General features: G+C 69.6%; 18 protein-coding genes. 12 read left to right on the top strand and 6 right to left on the bottom strand.

Features of this window, described 5'->3' with window-relative positions:
• Positions 1 to 40 precede the first annotated feature (40 nt).
• The 6 genes from HS109_17990 to ppk2 all read left to right on the top strand — a co-directional run bounded on the left by HS109_17990 (position 41) and on the right by ppk2 (position 7,940).
• Positions 41 to 1,123 (top strand): hypothetical protein, encoded by a 1,083-nt coding sequence (locus HS109_17990; protein ID MBE7524258.1) that lies wholly within the window; start codon positions 41 to 43, stop codon positions 1,121 to 1,123.
• A gap of 77 nt (positions 1,124 to 1,200) precedes the next feature.
• Positions 1,201 to 2,487, top strand: coding sequence for an MFS transporter (locus HS109_17985; protein MBE7524257.1), 1,287 nt, complete (start codon positions 1,201 to 1,203; stop codon positions 2,485 to 2,487).
• A 252-nt stretch (positions 2,488 to 2,739) separates the two neighbouring features.
• Positions 2,740 to 5,097, top strand: coding sequence for a DUF3141 domain-containing protein (locus HS109_17980; GenBank protein MBE7524256.1), 2,358 nt, complete (start codon positions 2,740 to 2,742; stop codon positions 5,095 to 5,097).
• 4 nt (positions 5,098 to 5,101) lie between these two features.
• Complete coding sequence (locus tag HS109_17975) at positions 5,102 to 6,043, top strand: phosphate acetyltransferase (GenBank protein ID MBE7524255.1); 942 nt, start codon at positions 5,102 to 5,104, stop codon at positions 6,041 to 6,043.
• A 61-nt stretch (positions 6,044 to 6,104) separates the two neighbouring features.
• Positions 6,105 to 6,884, top strand: a complete 780-nt coding sequence (gene fabI, locus HS109_17970; GenBank protein MBE7524254.1) for an enoyl-ACP reductase FabI — start codon at positions 6,105 to 6,107, stop codon at positions 6,882 to 6,884.
• A gap of 135 nt (positions 6,885 to 7,019) precedes the next feature.
• Positions 7,020 to 7,940 (top strand): polyphosphate kinase 2, encoded by a 921-nt coding sequence (gene ppk2, locus HS109_17965; GenBank protein ID MBE7524253.1) that lies wholly within the window; start codon positions 7,020 to 7,022, stop codon positions 7,938 to 7,940.
• Here ppk2 and HS109_17960 read toward each other — a convergent pair.
• Positions 7,921 to 9,594, bottom strand: a complete 1,674-nt coding sequence (locus HS109_17960) for a SulP family inorganic anion transporter (GenBank protein ID MBE7524252.1) — start codon at positions 9,592 to 9,594, stop codon at positions 7,921 to 7,923. The genes ppk2 and HS109_17960 overlap by 20 nt on opposite strands.
• Positions 9,595 to 9,604: 10 nt before the next feature.
• Positions 9,605 to 10,051: a Rieske 2Fe-2S domain-containing protein gene (locus tag HS109_17955; protein MBE7524251.1), complete on the bottom strand. Its 447-nt coding sequence runs from the start codon at positions 10,049 to 10,051 to the stop codon at positions 9,605 to 9,607.
• Between the two features lie 122 nt (positions 10,052 to 10,173).
• On the opposite strand from HS109_17955, the gene HS109_17950 reads away from it, so the two are divergent.
• Positions 10,174 to 11,208, top strand: a complete 1,035-nt coding sequence (locus tag HS109_17950) for an AraC family transcriptional regulator (protein ID MBE7524250.1) — start codon at positions 10,174 to 10,176, stop codon at positions 11,206 to 11,208.
• On the opposite strand, the gene HS109_17945 is transcribed toward HS109_17950, so the two are convergent.
• From HS109_17945 to HS109_17930, 4 genes are read right to left on the bottom strand one after another with little or no spacing between them, the layout of a single operon-like run.
• Positions 11,198 to 12,892 carry an aspartate-alanine antiporter gene (locus HS109_17945; GenBank protein MBE7524249.1) on the bottom strand — a complete coding sequence of 565 codons (1,695 nt, stop codon included), beginning with the start codon at positions 12,890 to 12,892 and terminating at the stop codon, positions 11,198 to 11,200. The two genes, HS109_17950 and HS109_17945, sit on opposite strands and share 11 nt — an antisense overlap.
• 53 nt (positions 12,893 to 12,945) lie before the next feature.
• On the bottom strand, positions 12,946 to 14,598 hold the full coding sequence (locus tag HS109_17940) for a bifunctional aspartate transaminase/aspartate 4-decarboxylase (GenBank protein MBE7524248.1): 1,653 nt from the start codon (positions 14,596 to 14,598) through the stop codon (positions 12,946 to 12,948).
• Between the two features lie 40 nt (positions 14,599 to 14,638).
• Positions 14,639 to 16,330, bottom strand: a complete 1,692-nt coding sequence (aspT, locus tag HS109_17935; protein ID MBE7524247.1) for an aspartate-alanine antiporter — start codon at positions 16,328 to 16,330, stop codon at positions 14,639 to 14,641.
• A 36-nt stretch (positions 16,331 to 16,366) separates the two neighbouring features.
• Entirely contained in the window at positions 16,367 to 19,129 is a 2,763-nt protein-coding gene (locus HS109_17930) for a decarboxylase (GenBank protein MBE7524246.1), read from the bottom strand.
• A gap of 322 nt (positions 19,130 to 19,451) precedes the next feature.
• On the opposite strand from HS109_17930, the gene HS109_17925 reads away from it, so the two are divergent.
• The 5 genes from HS109_17925 (at position 19,452) to HS109_17905 (ending at position 24,637) form a co-directional block, all read left to right on the top strand.
• Complete coding sequence (locus HS109_17925) at positions 19,452 to 19,847, top strand: hypothetical protein (GenBank protein MBE7524245.1); 396 nt, start codon at positions 19,452 to 19,454, stop codon at positions 19,845 to 19,847.
• Between the two features lie 255 nt (positions 19,848 to 20,102).
• Positions 20,103 to 20,609 carry a DUF3302 domain-containing protein gene (locus HS109_17920; protein MBE7524244.1) on the top strand — a complete coding sequence of 169 codons (507 nt, stop codon included), beginning with the start codon at positions 20,103 to 20,105 and terminating at the stop codon, positions 20,607 to 20,609.
• On the top strand, positions 20,609 to 21,829 hold the full coding sequence (locus HS109_17915; GenBank protein MBE7524243.1) for an HlyD family secretion protein: 1,221 nt from the start codon (positions 20,609 to 20,611) through the stop codon (positions 21,827 to 21,829). Before HS109_17920 ends, HS109_17915 begins: the two co-directional genes overlap by 1 nt.
• Positions 21,830 to 21,833: 4 nt before the next feature.
• Entirely contained in the window at positions 21,834 to 23,282 is a 1,449-nt protein-coding gene (locus tag HS109_17910; protein ID MBE7524242.1) for a TolC family protein, read from the top strand.
• Between the two features lie 107 nt (positions 23,283 to 23,389).
• Positions 23,390 to 24,637, top strand: coding sequence for an FAD-dependent oxidoreductase (locus HS109_17905; GenBank protein MBE7524241.1), 1,248 nt, complete (start codon positions 23,390 to 23,392; stop codon positions 24,635 to 24,637).
• Positions 24,638 to 24,872 lie beyond the last annotated feature (235 nt).

Raw genomic sequence — 24,872 nt, 5'->3', positions numbered from 1 at the left:
GGACCGGGCGCCGGGTCGGCGCCTTCGCGGGAGACTTGGAATGTCGCAGGCGAGGAAGGTGCTGAGCATGGGCGCGTCGTACGGCTCGTTGCTCGCGATCAAGTTGCTGGCCGCGGGACACGACGTGACGCTCGCGTGCACGCCCGCAGGCGCTGCCGCGTTCAACGCGAACGGAGCGCGGGTGCGCATGCCGATGCGCGACGGCGCGGAATCGTTCGAGATCGACTCGCGCACGCTCCCGGGCCGGTTGTCGGCGGCGAAGCCGGACGACGTCCGGCTCGAAGGCTTCGACCTCGTCGTGCTCGCGATGCAGGAGCCGCAGTACCGGCTGCCGGGCGTGCGCGAACTGCTGCAGGCGGTGGCGAAGGCGCGCATTCCCTGCATGTCGATCATGAACATGCCGCCGCCGCCGTTCCTCCGGCGCATTCCCGGCGTGCCGGTCGATGCCCTGCGCAAGTGCTACGCCGATTTCGACGCGTGGCAGGCGTTCGATCCGGCGAAGATGACGCTGTGCAGTCCGGACCCGCAGGCGTTTCGTCCGCCGGGCGAGCCGCCCAACGTGCTGCAGGTGCGCCTCGCCACCAACTTCAAGGCAGCGCGCTTCGGCTCGGACGCCGACACCGCGATGCTGCGCGAACTCGAGGCCGGCATCGAGGCCGCGCGCTTCGACACGCCGGACGGCCGCGTCGAACTCCCGGTGAAGCTCAAGGTCCACGAGTCGCTGTTCGTGCCCATCGCGAAGTGGAGCATGCTGCTCGCGGGCAACTATCGATGCGTCGGCGCCGACGGCATGCGTCCGATCCGCGACGCGGTACACGGCGACCTCGACGCATCGCGCGCCGTGTACGAGTGGGTGGCACGGCTCGCGATCGACCTCGGCGCGGCCGCAGGGGACCTCGTGCCGTTCGACAAGTACGCGAACGCCGCCCGGTCGCTCGCGAGTCCGTCGTCGGTCGCGCGCGCTCTCGCCGAGGGCGCCACCGCGATCGAGCGGGTCGACCGGCTCGTGCAGGCGATCGGCGCCGCGCGCGGGCAACGCTCGGCCGCGGTGGACGCGATCGTCGCGAACGTCGATCGCTGGCTCGAGACGAACCGGCGCCGGGCCACGGCCGAGACGGTGTGATCCTGCGAGCCCGCGCCGGTCAGGCGGGGGGGCGTCGCCGTCGTGTAACCGGATGAGGACCTCGCCGTGTGCGCCCGATGAGTGACGTGCGCGATCTCTCGCGCGATGGAGGCGCTGCGGCCGGGGCGGGCCGGACCGCGTGGGTGCTGTTCGCGGTGCTGTTCGTGCTGATGGTGCAGAACTTCGTCGACCGGCAGATCGTCGTGTCGATGTTCCCGCACCTCGAGGGCGAGTTCGCGCTCTCCGATCGCGAACTCGGAGGACTCGTGTCGATCGTCGCCGTGGCGATCGCGATCTTCACGGTCCCGATCGCCGTCGTCGCGGACCGATACGGCCGGCTGCATGCCATCATCTCGATGGCGCTCGTCTGGAGCGCAGCGACCGTCGCGTGCGCCTTTGCGGGGACGGCGACGCAACTCGCCGCCACGAGAGCGGTCGTCGGCATCGGCGAGGCGGCGTTCGGCGCGGTGGGCGCCGCGATCCTCGCCTCGGTATTTCCCGAGCGATTCCGGAGCACCGTGCTCGCCGGCTTCCTGTCGGCGGCGCTCGTGGGGTCCGTGCTGGGCGTGGCGCTGGGCGGGATCCTCGCCGAGCGCTGGGGCTGGCGCATCGCGTTCGCCGCGGTCGGCGTGCCGGGCGTCGTCATCGCGCTCGCGCTCATCGCGACCACCCGCGACGGCCTGGGCATCCGCCGGGTCACGACCACCGAGGTGACGTTTCGCGAGATCGTGGCCGGACTCCGGCGGCCGCGCTCGCTGGCCATCGCCTGTGTCGCCAGCGGATTGCAGCTCGTGACCGTGTCGGCGGTCTACGCGTGGCTTCCGAGCCACTTTCACCGGGCATGGGGCATGGCCCCCGCCCAGGCCGGAACGCGCGCGGCGCTCGTGGTGCTCGCGGCCGGTGTCGGCGCTCTGCTGTGGGGAGCGCTGGCCGATCGGCTCGACCGACGCGTGACCGGCGCGCGGTTGAAGGTGCCCGCGGTCCTGGCGCTCGCCACGGCAGTCGTGCTCTCCAGCGCATTCGCGGCGACGTCACCGGGTTCGTTGCAATTCGCGCTGATCCTCGCGGGCGCAACGCTCATGACATGCAACATCGGTACCGCGAGCGCCGCGGTGATCGACGTCGTGCCCGCGTCGCTTCGCGCGAGCGCGGCATCGGTGCTCGCGCTCGTGCACAACCTCGTCGGCCTCGCCGTGGGGCCGCTCGCCGCCGGCTGGATTTCCGATCGCCACGGCCTCGGTGCGGCGCTCGCGATCGTGCCGATCGCGAGCGTGTTCGCGGCCGTTGGTTTCGCCGTCGCGGCGCGTACGTATCCGGGCGATCGCGTTCGGGCGGGGACGGTCCTGACTGCGACCCGCGCGTAGATCGGTCTCGAACGGATCGGGCGCATTCGTCGTGTCCGCGCGATTCCGCAGGCCGGACGGGACGCCACGTTCGTGGGCCGGACGATCGGAATTCGCCAGTGCCGTCGCAGCCGTTGTCCGGTGTCGTGAACTGCGAGGACGGCTGGGGTGCACAATGGACAGGATGACCCTCGGCCGCGCCGCGCGCCGACCCGGAGGTGCGATCCGCCGGTCAGCAAGGGCGTGACCTGCGAACGTCGACCAGACCAGCTCATGGATATCCCCGCCAGCCTCGCCCGAAGCCAGGATCTCGCCAACAAGGTCGCGGTCGTCTACCAGAAGCGCGCCCAGGTCGCCCTGGACGCGTTTGCCGACGAACTCCGGAAGGCCTGGAGCGCCCCTTCGGTCGCGCAGCTCGCCGCGAGTCCCGCGGCGCCGGCGGCCCTGTGGTCGGACTGGCATGCGTATCTGGTCGACGCCACGCAGCGCTCGATCCTGTTCTGGGACACGCTGCGCGAGCGCGGCAACGCATTCATCGAACACACGCGGGCGGGACTGCCGCCCGTGCTGCACTTCGACTACGAGACGATCGTCGATGGCCGCGCGCTTCGAAAACCGGTCAACTACGCGCTGGTCCGCATCGTGCCGCCCGAGGGCGTCGAAGTCGATCCGGAGAAGCGACCCTACGTCATCATCGATCCGCGCGCGGGCCACGGGCCGGGCATAGGCGGCTTCAAGGACGATTCGCAGGTCGGGGTCGCGCTTCGCGCCGGTCATCCGGTCTATTTCGTGATCTTCTTCCGCGATCCGGAGCCCGGGCAGACGCTCCTCGACGTGTGCGAAGCGGAGAAGGCGTTCGTGCGCGAAGTTCGTGCGCGCCATCCGCGCAGCGACAAGCCGGCGATCGTGGGCAACTGCCAGGGCGGCTGGGCCGCGATGATGCTCGCGGCGTCCGATGCGGAGGACACCGGGCCGATCGTCATCAACGGTGCGCCGATGTCCTACTGGGGCGGCGCATGGCAGGAAGGCGAGGGCGACAACCCGATGCGCTACGCGGGCGGGCTCCTCGGCGGCACCTGGCTCGCGTCGCTCACGAGCGACCTGGGCGACGGCGTGTTCGACGGTGCGCACCTCGTGCAGAACTTCGAGAACCTGAACCCCGCCAACACGTTCTGGGACAAGTACTACCACCTGTACTCGCGCGTCGACACCGAGGCGCCGCGCTTCCTCGAGTTCGAGCGCTGGTGGGGCGGGTTCTACCTGATGAACCGCGAGGAGATCGAGTGGATCACGCGCAATCTCTTCGTCGGCAACAAGCTCTGGCGCGGGGAGACGCGCTCGGGTGCAGGACAGTCGTTCGACCTGCGCGACATCCGTTCGCCGATCGTGCTGTTCGCCTCGCTGGGCGACAACATCACGCCACCGCAGCAGGCGTTCAACTGGGTCGCCGACGTCTACGGCTCGACCGAGGAGATCAAGGCGCGCGGGCAGGTCATCGTCGGCCTGATGCACCGTGACGTCGGACACCTCGGCATATTCGTGTCCGGCCGTGTCGCGACGAAGGAACACGCGCAGATCGTCACCGTGCTCGAATCGATCGAGGCGCTGCCGCCGGGATTGTGGGGCATGTCGATCGACGAGTCGCGCGGGGACGATGGCGAGGTCGCCTATGCCGTGCGCTTCGTCGAACACCGGCTCGAAGACCTGGTCGGGAAGCTCAACCGCTTCGATCGTGCCGACGAGAAGCCGTTCGAGGCGGTGAACGCGATCTCGGAGTTCAACCAGCGCGCATACGAGCTCTTCATGCAGCCGTTGATCCGGGCGACGTCGAACGTCTTCACCGCGAAGCTCGCACGGCAGTTCCACCCGTTGCGCTTCCAGCGCTGGCTCGTGTCGGATCTCAATCCCTGGGTGCGTTGGCTCGGCCCGGCAGCGGGACTCGTGCGCGAGCGGCGGGAGCCGGCGGCGAAGGACAACGCGCTCACCGCGATCGAGCAGGCTGCGTCGTCGTCGATCAGCGCCTCGCTCGAATTCACCCGGGCGATGCGCGACGCGGCGAGCGAGGCTGCGTTCTTCCAGACCTACGGCAACGTCTTCTCGCTGCAGGCCGGCGAGCGGGCAGCGCGCGATGTCCCGGCGCTCGCGGCGGAGGCCCGCGACCTGCCGTTCGTGCAGGAAGCGCTCGCGACGATGGCCGAAGGGGGCTACCCGGAGGCGGTCGCCCGGGTCGGCGCGCTGCTCGCACGGAAGGGCCAGCCGATGCTGCTGTCGTGGCTCCAGGCGCGCCGCGCGATCGCCGCCGACTACGCCGATCTCCTGCCCCGGGTCCCGCCCGACCAGTGGCGGCGCATCCGCGGGGAGCAGGAGATCATCGTGCGCCACGAGCCCGATCGTGCCCTCGCGTCGCTCCCGTCGCTCCTCGCCGTCCCGGCGGACCGCGCACGCCTCGTGACGCTGCTGCGGAAGCTCGCCGCGGACGAGCGCATCCGCAGGGCGAAGCCCACCGACGAGGAGCGCGGGGTGGTCGAACAGATCGGCGCCGTGCTCGACGTTGCCCCGACCCGTCGCCGCGCGCGAACGCGACCGGTCAAGGCGAAGGCCCGCAACCGCGCCTCGCGCAGGACGCCGTGAAGCGATGACCCGCCCGCACGAGAAGTACGAGCGTTTGATCGCGGCCTGCCGCGAGTTGCCCGCCACGGCGACGGCGGTCGCGCATCCCTGCGACACGAGCTCCCTCGCCGGCGCGGTCGATGCGGCGAGGCTCGGCCTGATCGCGCCGATACTCGTCGGCCCGACGGCGCGCATCGAAGCCGCGGCGAAGGCCGGCGCCATCGACATCACGGGCATCCCGATCGTCGATGCGCCGTACAGCGAGGCATCGGCCGCGAAGGCGGTCGAGCTCGTGCGCGAGGGTCGGGCGCAGGCGCTGATGAAGGGCAGCCTCCACACCGACGAGCTGATGGCGGCGGTCGTGCGGCGCGAGACCGGGCTTCGCACCGCCCGCCGCGTGAGCCACTGCTTCGTCATGGACGTGCCGTCCTACGCCGAGACGCTCGTGGTCACCGACGCCGCCGTCAACATCGCGCCCACGATGGAGGACAAGGTCGACATCATCCAGAACGCGATCGACCTCGCGCACGCGCTGCGGTTCGCGGAGGTCCGGGTCGCCATCCTGTCGGCGATGGAGACGGTCAATCCGAAAGTCCCCTCGACCGTCGAGGCCGCCGCGCTGTGCAAGATGGCCGACCGGGGCCAGATCACCGGAGCGATCGTCGACGGACCGCTCGCACTCGACAACGCCATCAGCCTCGAATCGGTGCGCATCAAGCGGATCGACTCGCCGGTCGCCGGTCGCGCGAACGTCCTTGTGGTGCCGGACCTCGAGGCGGGCAACATGCTGGCGAAGAGCCTCTCGTTCCTCGCCGGCGCCGATGCGGCCGGGATCGTGCTGGGCGCACGCGTGCCGGTCATCCTCACGAGCCGCGCGGACTCGGTGACCACGCGCCTCGCGTCTTGCGCGGTCGCGGGCCTGGTCGCGCACGCGCGGCGCGAAACCGCGGGCCGGGCGGTCGCCTGATCTCCTCGATGGCCAGGCGCATCCACCGCCGACGGGTGCGAATCGCCGGAGGAGCGTCGTGATTCCGCCGGCGGCAGGCAGGGTGCTCGACGGCCGCAAGGCGCTGGTCGTCGGCATCGCCAACGACCAGTCGATCGCGTGGGGGTGTGCGAAGGCGTTCCGCGAATCGGGGGCGGACCTCGCGATCACCTACCTCAACCTGAAAGCGCGGCCGCACGTCGAGCCGCTCGCCCGCGAACTGGACGCACCGATCTTCCTGCCGCTCGACGTGAGCGTGAACGGCGCGCTGGAATCGGTGTTCGACGCGGTGGCGAAGACCTGGGGCCGTCTCGACATTCTCGTGCACTCGATCGCGTTTGCGCCGAAGGAAGACCTGCAAGGCGGACTCCTCGCGTGCTCCGCGGAGGGTTTCGCCCGTGCGATGGACGTCTCCTGCCATTCGTTCGTTCGCATGGCGAAGCTGGCGGCGCCGCTGATGTCCGAGGGCGGGACGATGTTCGCGATGAGCTACCACGGTGCGAACAAGGTCGTGCCGACCTACAGCGTGATGGGTCCGGTCAAGGCGGCGCTCGAGGCGTGCTGCCGCTACCTCGCGTTCGAGCTGGGGGGACAGGGCATCCGCGTGCACGCGGTGTCGCCGGGGCCGCTCGAGACGCGCGCCGCCTCGGGCCTCAAGGACTTCGACCAATTGCTCCACGAGGCGGCGCAACGCGCGCCGATCGGCGAACGGGTCGACATCATGGACGTCGGCTACACCTGCGCGTTCCTGGCCTCGCCCTACGCGCGACGCCTGTCCGGCGCGACGCTCTACGTGGACGGCGGCGTCAACATCATGGCGTGACCATGAACCAGCCGCCGCGAACACGTCACCCGTTGGAACGCGGATCCGGTCCGCCGAGGCCATCGCGGGACGCTGGCCCGCGGTGCGGCGTGCCGCACTGAACCCCAACCGACTATCCTCTGGAGAGAATGCATGATGGCCAGATCGAAGAAGGCGCCGACGGACGAAAACGCGTCGCGTCAGGGCAAGCGCAGTGCGAAGGGGAGTGCGGGTGGAGCGCGCTCGAAAGCCGCGCCGTCCCGCGGAAAGCGCGGTGCGGGCGGACCCGCGGCCGCGCCGCACGAGCCGCTGTCCGGCAAGAGCTACGCGAAGGCGATGAAGAAGCTCCACGTCGAACTCGTGCGCCTGCAGGAGTGGGTCAAGCACCGGGGCCTCGAGGTCTGCATCGTGTTCGAGGGCCGGGACGGCGCCGGCAAGGGCGGCACGATCAAGGCGATCACCGAGCGGGTGAGCCCGCGCGTGTTCCGCGTGGTCGCGCTGCCGGCGCCGACCGAACGCGAGAAATCGCAGATGTACGTGCAGCGCTACATCCGGCACCTTCCGGCGGCGGGCGAAGTCGTCATCTTCGACCGGAGCTGGTACAACCGCGCGGGCGTCGAGCGCGTGATGGGCTTCTGCACCGAGGACCAGGCGCAGCGGTTCCTCGCCGGCGTCCCGCTGGTCGAGCGCGCGATCGTCGACTCGGGCGTCATCCTGCTCAAGTACTGGCTCGAAGTCTCGGCCGACGAACAGACGCGGCGCCTCGAGGACCGGATCGACGACGGCCGCAAGATCTGGAAGCTGTCGCCGATGGACATCAAGTCCTACGACCGCTGGGACGACTACACGGTGGCGCGCGACGAGATGTTCGCGGCGACCGACTCGTCGTGGGCGCCGTGGTTCGTCGTGCGCTCCGACGACAAGCGGCGCGCCCGCCTCAACGCGATCACCCATATCCTGGGCCGCATTCCCTACGAGGACGTGCCGCGCGAGAAGCCGAAGCTGCCGAAGCGGCGGAAGGCCGGCAAGGTCCGCGCGTCGAACTATCCGTTCAAGTTCATTCCCGAGCCGTACTGAGCGCCGCTTCGCCGTCAGCGACGATGTCGCTGAGCGACAGCCGCCGGTCGATCTCGCCGAGCGACGGTTCGCCCAGCCGGCGGCACAGGTCGCGCACCGACCCGCGCGGATTCACGATGCGCAGGGACACGCCGCGCGCAGCGAGTTCATGGCCGAAGGTCGCGAGCGCGCGCACGCCGGCGATGTCGACGACCGGCGTGCTCGAGAGGTCCCAGGCGACGCGCCGCAGTTCCGGTCCGTAGCCGGCGACGCGCGCACGCAGGCGGTCGAGGACGTGATCGGCGTTGAAATAGAGCAGCGCGGATTCGACGCGCACGATCAGCGTGCCGGGCACCGCCTCGTTGCCGGGGTTGCGTTCGAGGTCCGAGAACCGCCGCGTACCGGGGATGCGCCCGAGCGAGGCGACGTGCGGTTGCGCGACACCGCGGATGATGAGGAGCATCGACACGATCGCGGCGAGCAGCACGCCCTTCAGGATGCCCAGCACGAGCACGCCGGTGAACGCGAGCGCCGCGATCGCGAACTCGGTCCGGCTCAACGCCCAGATCGACCTCAACGCCGGCACGTCGATCAGGCCCTTGATCGCGACCAGCACGATGGCGGCGAGCACGACGTCCGGCAGGTTTCGCAGCAATCCGGTCAGGAACAAGAGGCACATCGCGATCGCGACCGACGCGAAGACGAGCGCGAGCGGCGATCGCGCGCCCGCCTGGTCGTTCACCGACGACTGGGAGAGTCCGCCCGCGACCGGGTAGCCCTGGAACGCGGAGGCGGCGAGATTCGCCGCGCCCAGCGCGAAGAGTTCCTGCCTCGGTTCGATCGCATCGCCGTGACGCTGCGCGATCGCCCGCGCGGCGGAAACGCCTTCGATGTAGGCGAGCAGGAAGCACGCGAGCGCGAGCGTTTCGACGCCTTCGATGTCCGAGAGCGAGCGCGACGGCCACGTGAACGGGGGCAGGCCCTCCGGAAGCAGGCCGACGGTCTTGAAGCCGAGGTCCGCCAGCGGCGTGACGGTCAGCGCGACGATCGAGGCGACCACCACGGCGAGCGCCACAGGACGCGACGGCATGACGCGCTCGCCGGCCACGAGCAACGCGATCGCGACCAATCCGAATGCGAGCACGGCCGGGTTCATCGCGGGCAGTTGCCCGACGAGCGTCGACGCCCGGTCGAAGAATCCCTGCCCGCCGCCCGGCACTCCGAAGAGCTTGGGGAGCTGCGTCATCGCGATCGACAACGCCGCGCCGGCCTTGAAGCCGGTCAACACGGTTTCGCTGACGAAGCTCACGAGCGACGAGAGCTTCAATGCCCAGGCGATGAAGCTCACCGCGGCGCAGAGGAGCGCGGCGAGCGATGCGATCGCGAGGAATCGGCCGGGATCGCCCGCGGCCATGCCGGCGATCGACGAGCCGACGAGGAGCGAGATGGCCGACGTCGGCCCGATCGCGAGCTGACGCGAGGATCCGAACAGCGCGTAGGCGAAGCCGCCAGCGAGATAGCAATAGACGCCGTGCTGCGGCGGCAGTCCTGCGAGCGTCGCGTAGGCGAGCGACACCGGGATCGCGTACGCCGCGAGCGTGACGCCCGCGATCGCGTCGAATCTGAGCGACGACCACCGGTAGCCTGCCGCCCAAGGTACGAGCACTCCCGCCATCTCCCTCGGATCAATCGGACTCGCCCGAGCGCCACGGCAGCGCGATCCGGACGTCCGGTCCGTCGATCCTGACCTCGAAACGTTCGGTACGCAAGCCGGGCACGCCTTCCACCGCGCCGGTCGCGAGGTCGTACACCCAACCGCACCCCGCGCAGATCGCGAGCCCGCGGACCTGCGCACCGGCGCCGAGCGATCCGCTGCAACGCAAGCACTGGTCTTCGAGCGCGTGAACGACACCATCGACCGCGAACAGCGCGATGGCGACGCCGTCGCGTCGCACGACGGTGGCACGCTGTCGCTCCAGCGCGGCGCGGCGGACAACCGGAACGTAGGAATCGGAGACTCGACGTCGCATGCGGGCGTCCGGCAGATGGCCTGCTGCCGGGACGTCGTCAAGGGTGCGTCGGACCGCACGAGCCGTCCTCGCAGTTCTGGACCGGAGGTACGCATCGCACATTGCCGCTTCGTGTACAATGCGCGCGCCCGGCCGGGCCGGGGGGCAGGCGGCATGTGCCTCGGGCCCACGGCGGCGGAATGTCGCGAGGCAGCAGGAATCCCGGGGCGGCAGGCAGAGCGCGCATGACGAACATCATTGGCGGAACGCTGGAAGGGGGGACGCAGCGGATCGGGGCGTTCGCTCGTCTGCCGGACCTCGTCCGGCAGCTCGGTGCCGATCCGGGTACGCTCCTCGCCGAATCCGGACTGGCCGCCAACGCGCTCGAGGATCCGGAGGCCACCGCGCCGTACGCGTCGGTGTGCGCCTTGCTTGCGCGGATCGCCGACCGAACCGCCTGTCCGCATCTGGGTCTTCTGGTCGGCCGGATGTGGCAGCTATCCGAACTGGGGGTGCTGGGCGAGGCCGTCCGGAACTCGCGAACCGTGGGCGACGCGCTGCGCACGCTCGCCGTCCATCAGCACCTGAACAGCGGCGGCGGTCTCGTCTTCACCACGGAGGACGCAGGCGTCGCCGAACTGGGGTACGCGATCTACCATCCGCGGGTCGAAGGCGCCTCGCTGTACCTCGATGCGGTCCTCACGTCAGGCAGCAACTACCTGCGGGAGTTGATGGGGCCATCGTGCACGCCGACCGAAGTGCTGTTCGCCCATCCGAAACCGCCCGATCCGGCGCCCTACCGCGCGGTGTTCCGCGTCACGCCGCGATTCGAGTCGGAAAGCACGGTGCTGCGCTTTCCGGCGGCGTGGCTGGCGCGTCCGGTGATCGGGGCCGATCCGGCGAAGCTCGCCGGCGCGATGTCGCGCATCGATCGGGCCGGACGCGGGGCGCTGCTGCAACAGGTCACGCGCGCGGTGCGGATCCTGATGCTCTCCGGCGAGATCTCCGGAGCGGCAGCGGCACAGGCGCTCGCCATGCATCGGCGCACGCTCAACCGGCGGCTGAAGGCGCAGGGCACGACGTTCCAGGAAGTGCTCGACCGGGTCCGCGCGGAGGCTGCGTGCCAACTCCTCGAAGGCACGCGGACTTCCCTCGACGACATCGCCGCGACGCTGGGTTACGCGAGCGTGAGCGCGTTCATGCGCGCGTTCCGGCGCTGGACCGGTGTCGCGCCCGGTCAATGGCGCCGGGGCACGCGAAGGGACAGCATCAGGCCATGAGCTTGACGATCACCGTGCCCCAGGTCGTCAGCAGGATGTGCCCGATGGCCACGGTGCCCGAATAGCCCAGCACCGCGATCGGACTCCCCGAACGCTCCTGCACCGCGGCGAGTCCGGCGGTCATCGTCTGCGCGCCCGCGATGCCACCGAGCAGCAGCACGGGATCGAGTTTCAGCACATAGCGACCGAAGTACAGGCCGACGAGGAGCGGCAGCGACGTGACCACGATGCCGCCGAAGAACAGCCCCACGCCCGACTGGCGCAGCGCCTCGACGAAATGCGGGCCCGCCGAGAGTCCGATCATCGAGACGAACGCCGCGAGGCCGATCGAGATCATGAACTGCACCGCGCCCTCGGGGATGCGTCCGAACATCGGTCGCACGGAGTGCAGGTAGCCGGTGAGGAGTCCCGCGAGCAGCGTGCCGACGCTCGTGCCCATCGCGATGCGCATCGACCCGACCGGCAGGACCAGCAGGGCGCCGAACAATGCGCCGGCGACGATGCCGAGCGACAGGACCACGAAGTCGGTGTGGTCGCTCGGGAAGAGTGTTTCGCCGACCATCGCCGCGGCGCGCACGACCGCGGGCTCCGGTCCCGTCAGGCGAACGACGTCGCCCCGTTCGACGACGGTGCCCGGGGCGACCGGGATCGCCTGTCCGCCCCGCGTGATGCCGCGCAGGAACACCGATCGCACGGCGAGTCCCGATTGCGCGATGTCCGCGAGCGTCCGGCCCGCGATCTCCCGCGAAGTCACGAACACGTCGTAGGAGGCCATCGGGATGTCGAGCGCCTCGCGATCGTCCACTTCGTCGGCACCGGAGCCCGACACGATCTCCGCCAGGAACTCGCGCGGCGCCGAGACGGCGATCGTGTCGCCGGGCTCGAGCCGCGTGTCGAGTGCTACCGGAACGACCTGCCCCGCGCGCCTCAGGCGCTCGACGAACACCCGCCTGCCGGGAACGAGGGCCTCGACTTCCGCCACGGTCCGGCCCGCCACCGGTCCTTCGGGCCGGATGCGATACGCGCGCAGCTCGAACGGCCGCCACGCCGATGCGACGCCGGGCTTGTCGCGCTCGATGCCGATCGCCTTCTCGGCAGCCTCGGCACCGGATGCGAGGTCGAGGCCGAGCAGGCGGGGTCCCACGACGCTGCAGAAGACGATGACGCCGAGCGCGCCGAACACGTAGCAGACCGCGTCCGCCACGGCGACGTGCGAAGCGAGCCGCGCTCGTTCGGCCTCGGGGAGCGGCAGCGCGTTGATCGCCTCGATCGCGGTGCCGATCGCGGGCGATTCGGTCAGCGCGCCGGACAGGAGGCCGGCCGAGAGGCCCACGTCGAGACCGAGGAACCGCGAGACGGCCCAGGCGGCCAGGAGTCCCGTCACCGACATCGTGACGGCGAGGAGCGCCCAGCGCAGGCCGTCGCCCTTCATCGCCGTGAAGAATTTCGGTCCGACCGAGTACCCGATGGCGAACAGGAAGAGCAGGAACAAGAGCGACTTCGCGGTCGACGACACCGGCACTTCGACGACCGCGCCCAGGATCATGCCAACCAGCAGTGAACCGGTGACCGGCCCGAGGCCGAAGCCCTTCACCTTGAAGCCGCCGACGAAGTAGCCGAGCCCCATCACGAGGAACACGGCGAGCTCCGGGTACTTCGTGATCGTCGCGGTGAACCAGACCATCGCGTGCTCCGAGGGTAGCTTCGGCGCGTGACTGTCGCCGTGTCGGGCCGGCGCTACTTCGACGCCGCCCTGGCCTTCTTCTTCGTCCCGCCCGCGCCCTTGCCGCCGTCGCGCTTCGACGCCTCGTAGGCGCGCCGGTAACCGCGTGCGATCGCTCGGACCGCACGTCCGATGTCATCGTACACATGGTCGTCGAGGTTGGCGAACGAGATGCGGACCGACCAGTCGGGGGCAGCGAAACCGCTGCCGTTGAGCAGCACGATGCCGTGGTCCTCCGCGAGGCGGAAGACGATGTCGAGCGGGTGGATGTTCTTCTTCATCCACGCGACGATGTCCTCGCCCAGGTGCTTGCGCGCCCAGAACTCGAAGTCGATCAGGCCGTAGTAGTAGTCGAAGTGCTCGTTCGGGGGCACGTCGAGGTCCAGTCCCTCGAGCGTCGCCTCGACGCGCTTCTTGACGATGCCGATGCAGGCCTTCTGGTAGTGCTTCTTCTCGTCCATCAGCTCGGCGAGCGAGAAGAGCGACATCATCACCTGCTGCGGCAGCGACAGGCCCGCGGTGTGATTCAGCGCCACGTCGCGGCTGTCGGCGACGATGCGGTCGATGAACGCGAGCTTGCGGGGCTCGAGCGTGAGGCCGCCGTAGCGCTTGTCGAGCGCCTTCTTGATCGGCTCCGGGTGCCGGGCGATCATCTCGTCGAGGATGTTGTCCTCGTGCACGGCGATCGTTCCGAGCCGCCATCCGGTGCATCCGAAGTACTTGCTGTACGAATAGACGCCGATGGTGTTCTTCGGGAACTCGCCCATCAACGAGCGGAAGCCGGGCACGAAGGTGCCGTAGACGTCGTCGGTCAGCAGGATCAGGTCCGGACGCTTCCTGAGGATCGCGCCGATCTTCTTGATCGTCGCATCGTCGATCGCCACGGCGTACGGGTTCCCCGGATTGACGATGAAGAACGCCTTGATCTTCGGATCGAGGAGCTTCTTCAGCTCGGCGTCGGGATACTGGAACCGGTTCTCCTGCTTCGCGTGCACCTCGACGAAATGGAGGTCGTAGTCTTCGAGGTGCGCCATCTCGATGTACGGCGTGAAGATCGGCACGCCGAGCGCGATCGTGTCGCCGGGATTGAGGAGGCGGTTGCTCTTCAGCGACTTGAAGATGTAGCACATGGCGGCGGTGCCGCCTTCGACCGCGTACAGCTTGAACCTGCCCTTCGGCCGCGGCTGCCCGCACATCGCCCACTGCAGGTATTCGTGGACGATCGCCTCGTTGTGCACGAGCATCCGGTCGGGCACCGGATAGTGGTCGCCGATGATGGAATCGACGAGCTCGTGGACGAACTTGTCGGCATCGAACGCGAACTTCTTCACGGCCCAAGGCACCATCGCCTGCAGGAACGGGGCGCCCGGCATCTCGTGGTGCTTCTCGAGCCAGGCGTGGAGTCTCCCCGCGATCCCGGCGGCCTTGGGCATGCCGCCCACGCCCGGGGGCAGGTCGAGCACCCGCTTGCTCTCGGTCACCGCGAACTGACCGAGCAGGAAGAACGCCTCGCGCGGCTCCGTCGCCACCCAGTTGGGATTGCCGCGCCCCGCGTTCAGGTAGGAGGTGGACGATTCGAGCGCGGCCTTCGAGGCGACCTTCTGCAGGAAGTCCTTGATCTCGAACGGGCCGAGCTTCTCGAATTGCTTCAGCGTCAGGTCATCCATTCCGATCTCCGTGGGATGTCGTTGCGCGGACCGCGATGCCTCAGGACAGCAGCATGATGACGATCATGCCCCAGATCGTCAGCAGCGTATTGCCCACGGCGTAGGTCACGGTGTAGCCGAGCGCCGGTATCTGGCTCTTGGCCTGGTCGCAGACCAGGCCCAGCGACGCCGTGGTGGTACGCGAGCCGGAGATGATGCCGAGGTTCAAGGCGTCGTGGAACTTGAACACGTACTTGGCCACGAACATGCCGAGGACGAGGGGAATCGTGGTGGCGGCGACGCCCCACAGGAACAGGCCCACGCCCTGCGTCTTGAGCCCGTTCACGAAGCCCGGGCCGGCGGAAATGCCCACGATGGCGATGAAGATGTTGAGACCCACCGAGTTCATGAACCACACCGTCGGCGTGGGGATGCGTCCGAAGGTCGGCCGCACCGAGCGCAGCCAGCCGCCGATGATGCCGGCGATGAGCGCGCCGCCCGCGGTCGACAGCGTGAGCGGGACGCCTGCCACCTTGAACATCAGCGCGCCGATGAGTCCGCCGACGACGATGAACGCGCCGACGAAGGCCATGTCGGTCATGTCCGTCGGGCGATCCGCCACGCCGAGCATCTTCGTCGCGGAGGCGACGTCCTGCGTGCGACCCACGAGCGTCAGGAGGTCGCCCCGATTCACTTCGGTGGATGCCATGATCGGGATGTCCGTCGCGGTCGCGCCGCGCGTGATCTTGCGCAGGAACACGCCGTGCGCCTCCGGGCGGGCCGCGAGGTCGGCGAGCGTCTTGCCGTCGACCGCCTTGTTCGTCACCAGCACGTCGACGCCCTCGACCGGCACGGCGAGGAGTTCCCGGTCGTCGACCTCTTCGGCGCTCTGGAGCACCTTCACCAGCGTCTCGCGGTCGCCGGCGACGGCGACGACGTCGCCCGGCTTCAGGACGAGGTCCGCGGTGGCTTCGAGGATCTGTCCTTCGCGGCGGACGCGCAGGATGAAGAGGCGCGTTCCGCTCACCAGGCCCTCGGCTTCCTGGACGCGCATCCCGGCGGCCTTGCCGCCCGGCTGCACGCGGTAGGCGCGGATGACGCGCTGGTACCACCCCGAACCCGGCCCGCCGATCGCCTTCTTGCCGCCGCCGAACTTCTCCTCGTAGTCCTTGCACGCCGCGACGAGATCGATGCGGAGGAGCTTGGGCCCGATGATCGCGATCACCACCGCCGATCCCATGGTGCCGAACATGTAGGTAACGGCGTAGGCGATCGGCATGGCGTCGAGCATCGCCTTCGTCTGGTCGGCTGCGAGGCCCAGCCGGTTGATCGCGTCGGTGGAGAGCCCCATTGCCGCGGAGATCGTCTGGGAACCGGAGTACAGCCCTGCGGCGTAGCCCAGGTCGTAGCCGGCGATCTTGGCGATGACCACGCAGACGACCAGGCTGAACACGCACTGGACCACCGAGAATATCGCCTGCGGCAGGCCGGAACTCGCGATCCCGCGCACGAACTGCGGCCCGACGCCGTAGCCGACCGCGAACAGGAACATGAGGAACGAGAACGCCTTGAGGGGCTGGCTGATCGTGATGCCGATCTGACCGATCACGACGCCGGCGATCAGGGTTGCGGTCACCGCCCCGAGCCCGATGCCCTTGAACGTGAACTTGCCGAAGTAATACCCCAGCGCGAGCGTCAGGAAGATCGCGATCTCGGGATACTGTTTGAGCGTTTCGAACAGCCACTGGACCATCGTGTCCTCCTGGGTTTGCGTCCAATCTCGTCGCGATCAGCGTCCGTCGCCCCCGCGGCGCCTGGCCGCGAGCGTTTCGGGCTTCAGCAATTCGAATCCCCTGGCGGCGTTGAAGCCGTGGATCTCCTTCACGTCGAGCTTGCGCATGAAGGCGATCGTCTCCCGGGTGATCACCTGGCCCGGCACCAGGATCGGGAAGCCGGGCGGGTAGGGGATGACGAACTTCGCCGAGACGAGCTCGGGCCCGTTCTTCAGCCGCTCGTCGATCTTCGGATCGTGGAGCTTCAGGTACTCGCACGAGGCCGCGTCGTAGGCCATGTAGTAGGCCGCGCGCATGTGCCCCTCCGAGGTCGCGCTCTTCGGGTTGTCGCGGAACGCGTCGTGGAAGCGGCTGAAGTTCGGCAGATCGGGCACGTCCTCGACGAGCGCCTTGACCCGTGCCGCGAAGGCCGCGCGCTCGGCCTCGCCGCCTTCGGCGAGCCGCTTGTCGATCCCGCGCGAGAGGTCCGCGAGCGCCTTGACGAGGTGCGCCATGTCGCTCTTCGTGTTGTTGATGTTGATCTGGACCAGCACGCTGTTGCGCGAGGTCTTGTTGATCTGGATGTCGTACTCGCTCGCGAGCAGGCCCTTGAACTGCGAGCCGTCGAGCCCGGCGTGGCCGCACAGGAGCGTGATGCGCGTCGGGTCGAGGAAGAACTCGTCGTCCCGCAGCGCGCGCGCGGTGTCCGCGATGGTCCAGCCCGGCGCGCCGTAGTCGCGCATGCCGGAGGCGCGGAATTCGTCCGGGATCATCTCGGCGGGTGTCGCGGTGCGGAAATACTTCGAGATCAGCGGGTGGGCGTTGATCTCGCGGCGGATCTCGATCGCGAGCTGGATCGCACGCTGCACGAGTTCGTAGCCTTCGAGTTCCATCTGGCGGCGCGCGAGGTCGAGCGTCGCGATGATCTGCAGGTTGGGCGAGGTCGAGGTGTGGGTGAAGAACGCCTCCTTGAAGGCGGCCTCGACGCGGTGGAAGTCCTGGTCCGCGACGACGATGATCGACCCCTGCCGCAGCGCCGACATCGACTTGTGCACCGAGTCGCTCTCGTAGACGCGGACGCGCACCTTGTCCGGATCCGGCAGCAGATGCTCGTCGAGGAGCTTCGGGTTCTTCGGGTCGATCTCGCCGTGCGCGGCCTTGAACTTCGCGTAACGCTCGCGGTAGGCGGGGTCGCGCATCATCGAGCGGAGCTTCGCCGCGGCGCCCATCGCGGTGCGCCCGCGCAGGAACGGCGAGAAGCGCGCGTAGCCGAACCAGGCCTCGTCCCACAGGAAGATCAGGTCGGGCTTGATCGCGAGGCACTCGAGCATCGTCCGCTCGACGTTCGCGACGTGGCCGTCGAACGTGCAGTTGGTCAGCACCAGCATCTTCGCGCGGTCGAGCTTGCCCTCCGCCTTGAGCTTCAGCAGCGCCTCCTTGATCGGCCGGATCGCGAGGCTGCCGTACATCGAGTACTGCGTGAGCGGGAACGCGTCGATGTAGAGCGGCTGCGCCCCGGCCAGCACGATGCCGTAGTGGTGCGACTTGTGGCAGTCGCGGTCGATCAGGACGATGTCGCCGGTCGTCAGGAGCGCCTGGTGGACGATCTTGTTGGAGGTCGACGTGCCGTTGGTCACGAAGAACGACCGGTCGCCGCCGAGCGCGCGCGCCGCCTTCTCCTGCGCGACCTTGATGTTGCCGGTGGGCTCGAGCAGGCTGTCGAGGCCGCCGGTCGTCGCGCTCGATTCGGCGAGGAACAGGTTCGCCCCGTAGAACTCGCCCATGTCGCGGATCCAGTTCGACTTGAAGATCGACTTCCCGCGCGCGATCGGCAACGCGTGGAAGGTGCCGATCGGACGCGCCGCGTAGTCCTTGAGATTGTCGAAGTAGGGCGTGGCGTAGCGGTCCTTGATGCCGTCCTGGATCGACAGGTGGATTTCCATCGGCTCCTCGACGCCGTAGAAGACGCGCCGGAGTCCGCCGGCGTCCTCGCTGCCCGCGAGCCGCGCGATGTCGTGGTCGGTCACGAGGAAGAGGTCGAGTTCCGGGCGCACGACGTGCAGCACGCGGGCGAGCGAGGCGCCGAGATCGGTGCCGATGCCGGGCGCCGCCGGCAGGTGCGGGGCGATGAGTTCACGCAGCGACGGCGACGCGTAGCGGGACGGGTATCCGAAGCCGTCGAGAATGACGACCGACTGGAGGTTGTAGTTGAAGATCACGGCGAGCACCGCGTCTTCGTAGCTCCCCACGACCACCGGCTCGTAGACGAACGCGTCCTCGTCGCGCCGCAGCTTGCGGAACGTCTCGCGGAGTCCGGGCCAGGTGGAGCGTTCTCCGGCCGAGACGATCAGCACCTCGAAGTACGGTCGGCGCGCGCGCGAGGTTCCGACCGACGGCGGCAACACGTCCAGGCCTTCGGCCTCGCCTTCGTCGTCGGCGGACCATGCTCCCGCATCGTCCCGGTACGCGTTGGTCATCAGCGCGGTCCCGATGCGCGCGACGAGGCGCGCGAACCCGGTCGCGTCTCCCTCGGCGAGGCGTTCCTGGACCCGTGCCATCAGTTGCGGGCCCGGATAGCCGTTCACGTCCTCGAGCGGAGCGAGTTCGGCGAGGAGGCGGGCGGCGTCCTCGCGTGCGGCGCCGGTGCCCGACGCCAGCGCCTTCGCTGCGCGTCCGAGCATGCGCCAGCGATCGACCCGCGCCTCGGAGGCGGAGAAGAACTGGTGCAATGTGGGCGGGGTGCTGGCGGAGGCGTTGGGACTGGACTTCGAGGCGCTCATCGGACGATCTCCCTGCGCGCGGGGCGCCCCCGCGCCGTTGCGACGGGTTCGGCTGGCCTTCGCGTGGCGAGCATCGTCGGACCACGCCGGTCGGGCGTCCTCGCAGAACTGGACAGTGTCCGCCGGCGCCGATCGCGTGTCGGCTTGAGCGTGGTGCCGCTGCCGGCGAACAACGCGAGGGAAGCGTTGTCCTGAAGTGCAAGGACGCCGGGCGAGGCGCATCGTCATGATCAAGGATGGAATCGCCCGCCCGCTGCCCGGTTCGTCGGGTTCGGCGCGACGCGCGACCACCTTTCGTACGATGGACACACAGGAGGTCCGGATGAAACGCATGCTCGCCGCCTCGATCGCACTGACCTTCGGGTTGGGCGCATGGGCCCAGGCGCCTGCCCCGACTGCGGACGATGCCGCCGCCAAGAAGGCGGCGGATCGCAAGGCCAAGCAGGAGATGGTGCAGGGCACGACCCAAAAGGCCACTACGCAGTTTTCCGCAGCGCCCAATCGGGGTCCGGCGCCCCCGAGCCAGCAAGCCGCGAAGCCGACGACCGCGGAACGCCAGGAGATCAATCAGGCCGTCAACAAGCAGATCGGCGCTTCGCAGATCGGCCCGTCGGCCGGTGCGGCCGCGAAGAAGGTGCCGAAGGACGCGCCCAAGGCGGCCAAGCCGGACCTCTCGGACCCGAAGATCCGCGAAGCGATGGAGAAGCAGAAGCCGTAGCCGGCTCCTCCGGGGGCACGGACGAGCGTCCGTGGTTCCGGAGGGTCGTTGCGTTTCCGTCACGCCCGTCCGTCCGGACGGGACGGGCGCGGCTATAATCCCGCCTCTTCCGGCCCCGGGCGTCGCGATGGCGCATTCGTTCCTGCCCCTGCGACCCGCACGATGACGACGCAAAGACGCGGACTGTCCGCCGATCCGTCCGATGCGCGCTGCGCGCGCGCCTGCGCGCGGGTCGGCGCGCTCACGGTGGCCGCGATGGCCCACCCGGCGCAAGCCTCGTTCCTGAGCGGCGAGGCGCTCGACACCGCCGCCGACGTCATCGCCTGGGTGGCGTTGATCCTCGTGCCGGTCATCGCGATCGTCGTGTTCTGGGTCGTCCACGTGATGCCCGAGAAGATCGCGCACAAGAGGCATCATCCACAGACCGCGGCGATCCAGACGCTGTGCCTGCTGTCGCTCGTGTTCGGCGGCCTGCTGTGGCCGTTCGCGTGGCTGTGGGCCTACACCCGCCCGGTGATGCACCGGATGGCCTACGGGACCGACCTGCACGAGGACTTCTTCGTCGAGCAGGGCGAACGCGCCCGCGAGGGCAAGCTCCTGCGCGACGACCTCGCGCACCTGCGGCGCGAACTCGACGCGATGCACGAGCGCGGCGCGCTGCCGCCGAAGCTCGCGAAGCTGCGCGAGGATCTGGACGAACTGTCGGCGCAGGCGAGCGCGGAGGGCCAAGGCAAGCCGGCCGCGGAAGGCGCAGGCGCGTAATGGAAGTCCTGCTGCTCGCGATCTATTCGGCGGTCGTCTGGTTCGTCTTCATCAAGATGAAGTGGCTGCCGTGGAACACCGGCACCCAGGTCATCGTCGTCATCATCCCGATCGTCGCGCTGACCGCGTTGATCCTCGCGCTCAACGTCGTCGCGCCGTCGTCCGCGGACGTGCGCGTCATCAAGTACGTGATCAACGTCGTGCCGCAGGTGCGCGGCCGCGTGATCGACGTGCCGGTCGAGCCGAACCGGCCGGTGAAGAAGGGGGACGTGCTGTTCCGCATCGACCCGACGCCCTACGAACTCGCGGTGCGGGCGCTCGAAGCGAAGCTCGCCAACACCTCCGCGACCGCGCGCGAACTGGACGAGCAGCTCGCGCAGGCGACCGGCCGGATCGCCGAGACGCGCGGAGCCATCGAGTCCGCGGAGGCGAAGCGGCGCGAGGTGGCCTCGCGGCTCGAACTCGCGCAGAAGCGCGTCGTGCAGTACCGCGAGCTGGTGTCGACCGGCGCGGGCGACCGCTTCGCGCTCGAGCGCGCGGAAACGGACCGGGCTGAAGCGGAGGCCGCGATGGCGACCGCGCAGGCCGCGATCGTCCAGGCGAGCGCGTCGGAGGTGCAGGCGGTCGCGGCGGAACGCCAGGTGCGCCAGCGGATGAGCGGCAAGGTCGGCGCCGAGTACGCGCCGGTCGCGCAGATCCGCGCCGAACTCGAGAACGCGCGCTGGGAGCTGTCGCAAACGACGGTGACCGCGCCGGCGAACGGCTACGCGATCAACGTGCAGCTTCGGCCCGGGGCATTCACGACCGCGTTCCCGATCACCCCGGCGATGACCTTCGTCGAGGACACCTATCAGATCATCGCGCTGTTCGGCCAGAACGAACTGCACCAGGTCGCGCCCGGCAACGAAGCCGAGTTCACCATCCGCACCTATCCGGGCCACATCTTCAAGGCGAAGGTCGATTCGATCGTCTGGGCGCAGGGGCAGGGGCAGATCGCGAACTCGACGCAGCTGCCGACGACGACGTTCGGCCCGATGCCGGCCGGGCGCTTCCCGGTCAAGCTCACCGTCGATCCGCGCGACGCAGGCACGTTCCTTCCTGCCGGCGCCGTCGGCAACGGCGCGATCTACACCGAGCACGGCGAGATGATCCAGATCGTGCGCCGGGTGATCCTGCGCGTCGGCGCCAAGCTCGACTACCTCGTCCTCAAGCTGCACTGACGCGATGGCGCGAAGCCGGAGGCTGCCGCTCGTCCTGGCCGCGCTCGCGCTCGCCGGTTGCGCGCTGGAATCGCCTCCGAAGCCGGACGAGATTCGCGCGACGGCGCTGCCGAACGTCGCGGTGCCCGGCGCGTACACGGCGCAGGGCGGCGCGCCGGGAACGGTGCGCGACGACTGGGTCGCGTCGTTCGGTGACGCCGGGCTCGACGCGCTCGTGCGCGAGGCACTCGCCTACAACACAGACCTGCGCGTCGCGGCGGCGCGTGTCGAGCAGTCCGCGGCCTACGCGAAGCTCGCCGGTGCCGCGATCTATCCGGCGGTCAACCTGCTCGCCCACGGCGGCGGCAAGATGGGCGGCGACGGGTCCGGCCTCTCCGGCGTGGGCCTCTTCGTGAGCTGGGAACTCGACCTGTGGGGGCGCGTGCGCTCGCAGGCGGCCTCCGGCGCCGCGCAGTACGAGGCCACCGTCGCCGATGCCGAGTACGCACGCCAGTCGATCGCGGCGACGGTCGCGAAGGACTGGATCCTCGCGATCGAGGCGAAGTTGCAGCGCGACCTCGCCGAGGAAATCGCGCAGGCCGCGCGTCGCGCAGCCGCGCTGGCGCGCGACCGGCAGCGCGTGGGCATCGGCGACGCCTACGATGTCGCGCTCGCCGACGCGACCGTCGATGCGGCGACCGACGCCGCGCGACGGCTCGCGCTCGCGCAGGAGCAGGCTGAGCGCGCGCTCGAAACGGTCGTGGGCCGCTACCCGGCGGCAGCAATCGACTTGCGCTCGACGCTGCCGGCGATGCCCGGCCCTGTTCCCGTCGGCCTGCCTTCTGAACTCCTGGAGCGCCGTCCCGACGTGATCGCCGCCGAGCGGCGCGTCGCCTCGGCCTTCCACGCGGTCGGCGAGGCGAAGGCGGCGCGATTGCCGAAGATTTCGCTCACCGCGAGCGTCTCCAGCGTCTCGTCGAGCCTGTTCGTGCTCCAGAACCACTCGAATCCGGTGTGGAGCCTCGGCGCCAACCTCGTCGCGCCGATCTTCAACGGCTATGCGCTCGAGGCGCAGGTCGACATCCGCACCGCCGAGCAGAAGGTCGCGGTCGCCGAGTACGGCCGCGTCGGCGCGCGGGCGTTCGGCGAGGTCGAGAACGCGCTGTCGGCCGGCTTCGCGGCCGACGAACGCGAGGCCATCCTCGCGCGCGCGGTCGAGAGCAACGCCCGGGCGCTCGAACTCGCGAAGGATCGCTATCGCGTCGGCTCGGGCGATCTCCGCGCCGTGCTGCAGCAGGGCGTCGCGCTCGGTGCCGCGCGCGCGCAGGAACTCCGCATGGCGAGCGAGCGGCGCGTGCAGCGGGTGAACGTCTACCTGGCGCTGGGCGGCGGGTTCGGTCCCGCACCCGTGGCGGATGGCGCTGGCGGGACGAGTCCGCTCGCGTCGGGCACGTCGCGCGACGCGCGCCGTTGATCGCGCGCACGCGGGCGCCCGCGCTTCGTGCGACGAGGCGGGGCGCTGGCGTCGGGATCGTGCATCCGCGGAGCGCGTTCGTTCGGGCGGGGTGATACCCTCGGCCCATGACTTCCGCTCCTTCCGTCACGATCGTCGGCGCCGGCGTCGTCGGCCTCGCCTGCGCCTCGCACCTGCAACGGCGCGGCCATGCGGTAACACTGGTCGACCCCGAGCCTCCGGGCTCGCAGTGCTCGTTCGGCAATGCCGGGATGCTGTCGCGCGCGTCCTGCGTGCCGGTCGGCCTGCCGGGCACCACGAAGAAGGTGCCCGGCTGGCTCCTCGATCCCGCCGGTCCGCTCGTCATCCGGCCATCGTACCTTCCCAGAATCGCGCCGTGGCTGTGGCGCTTCTGGCGCTCGTCGTCGATGGCGCGCGTGCAGGAGATCGCGAACGCGCTGCACGCGCTCCTCGATCCCACGGTGGTCAAGTGGCGCGTGCTCGCGCAGTGGGCCGGCGTGCCCGACCTCGTGCGGCAGGACGGCTATGCGATCGCCTACCGCTCGGAGCAGGCCTACCTCGGCGACGAACTCGGCCGCCGCCTGCGGCGCGAGCGCGGCGTGCGCATCGACGTGCTCGAAGGTGCGGAGGTGCGCGCGTTCGATCCCGCGCTGTCGCCTTCGATCACCCATCTCGCGGTCCTGCCGGAGCAGGGGCACGTCACGAACCCGCTGCGACTGTCGCAGGCGCTCGCGGCACGACTCGCCTCGGGCGGCGCGCGGTTCGTGCAGGCGCGCGTGCGCGGATTCGACCTTGTCGACGGTCGGGTGACGCGCGTCCTGACCGACGGCGAGCCGATCGAGGCGCAGGCGGTCGTGGTCGCAGCCGGCGCGCGCTCGAAGCCGCTCGCCGCGGAACTGGGCGCGAACGTGCCGCTCGAGACCGAGCGCGGCTACCATGTCACGCTCTCGCGGCCGACGGTCGTGCCGCGCATTCCGGTCTGCGACGGCGGTGCGAAGTGGTTCGCGACACCGATGGAGATGGGCCTGCGCGTGGCTGGCACGGTGGAACTCGCGGGCCTCGATGCGGCGCCCGACTGGGCTCGCGCCGACCACATGCTCGACGGCATCCGCAAGCTCGTGCCGGGACTCGCCTTCGGCGAGGCGGAGCGCTGGATGGGCCACCGGCCGTCGATGCCCGACTCGCTGCCGGTGATCGGACGCGCGCCGCGCGCGGCGAACGCGTACCTCGCGTTCGGACACGGCCACATCGGGCTCTCGGGTGGAGCCCCGACCGGCGAGATCATCGCGGCGCTGGTCGCGGGCGAGCAGCCGCACGTCGATCCCGCACCCTACGACGCGGCGCGCTTCGCTTGATGGCTGTCTGCCTTCGCGTGTAGGTCCGGCTTGAGCCGGACGCCTTTCGCTTCGAATCGACGAACCCCGTCAGACTGAAGTCTGACCTACGAGGAGCGCGCGCGTCGCGGGCCGCCCGTGGGTCCGGCTTCAGTAAGCCGGACGCCTTTCGCGTCGCCGTGACGAACCCCGTCAGACTGAAGTCTGACCTACGAGGAACGCGCGCGTCGCGGGCCGCCCGTGGGTCCGGCTTCAG

Source organism: Burkholderiales bacterium, from assembly GCA_015075645.1.
Taxonomy (GTDB): domain Bacteria; phylum Pseudomonadota; class Gammaproteobacteria; order Burkholderiales; family Casimicrobiaceae; genus VBCG01.
This window is presented reverse-complemented; position numbering and strand designations above follow the sequence as displayed.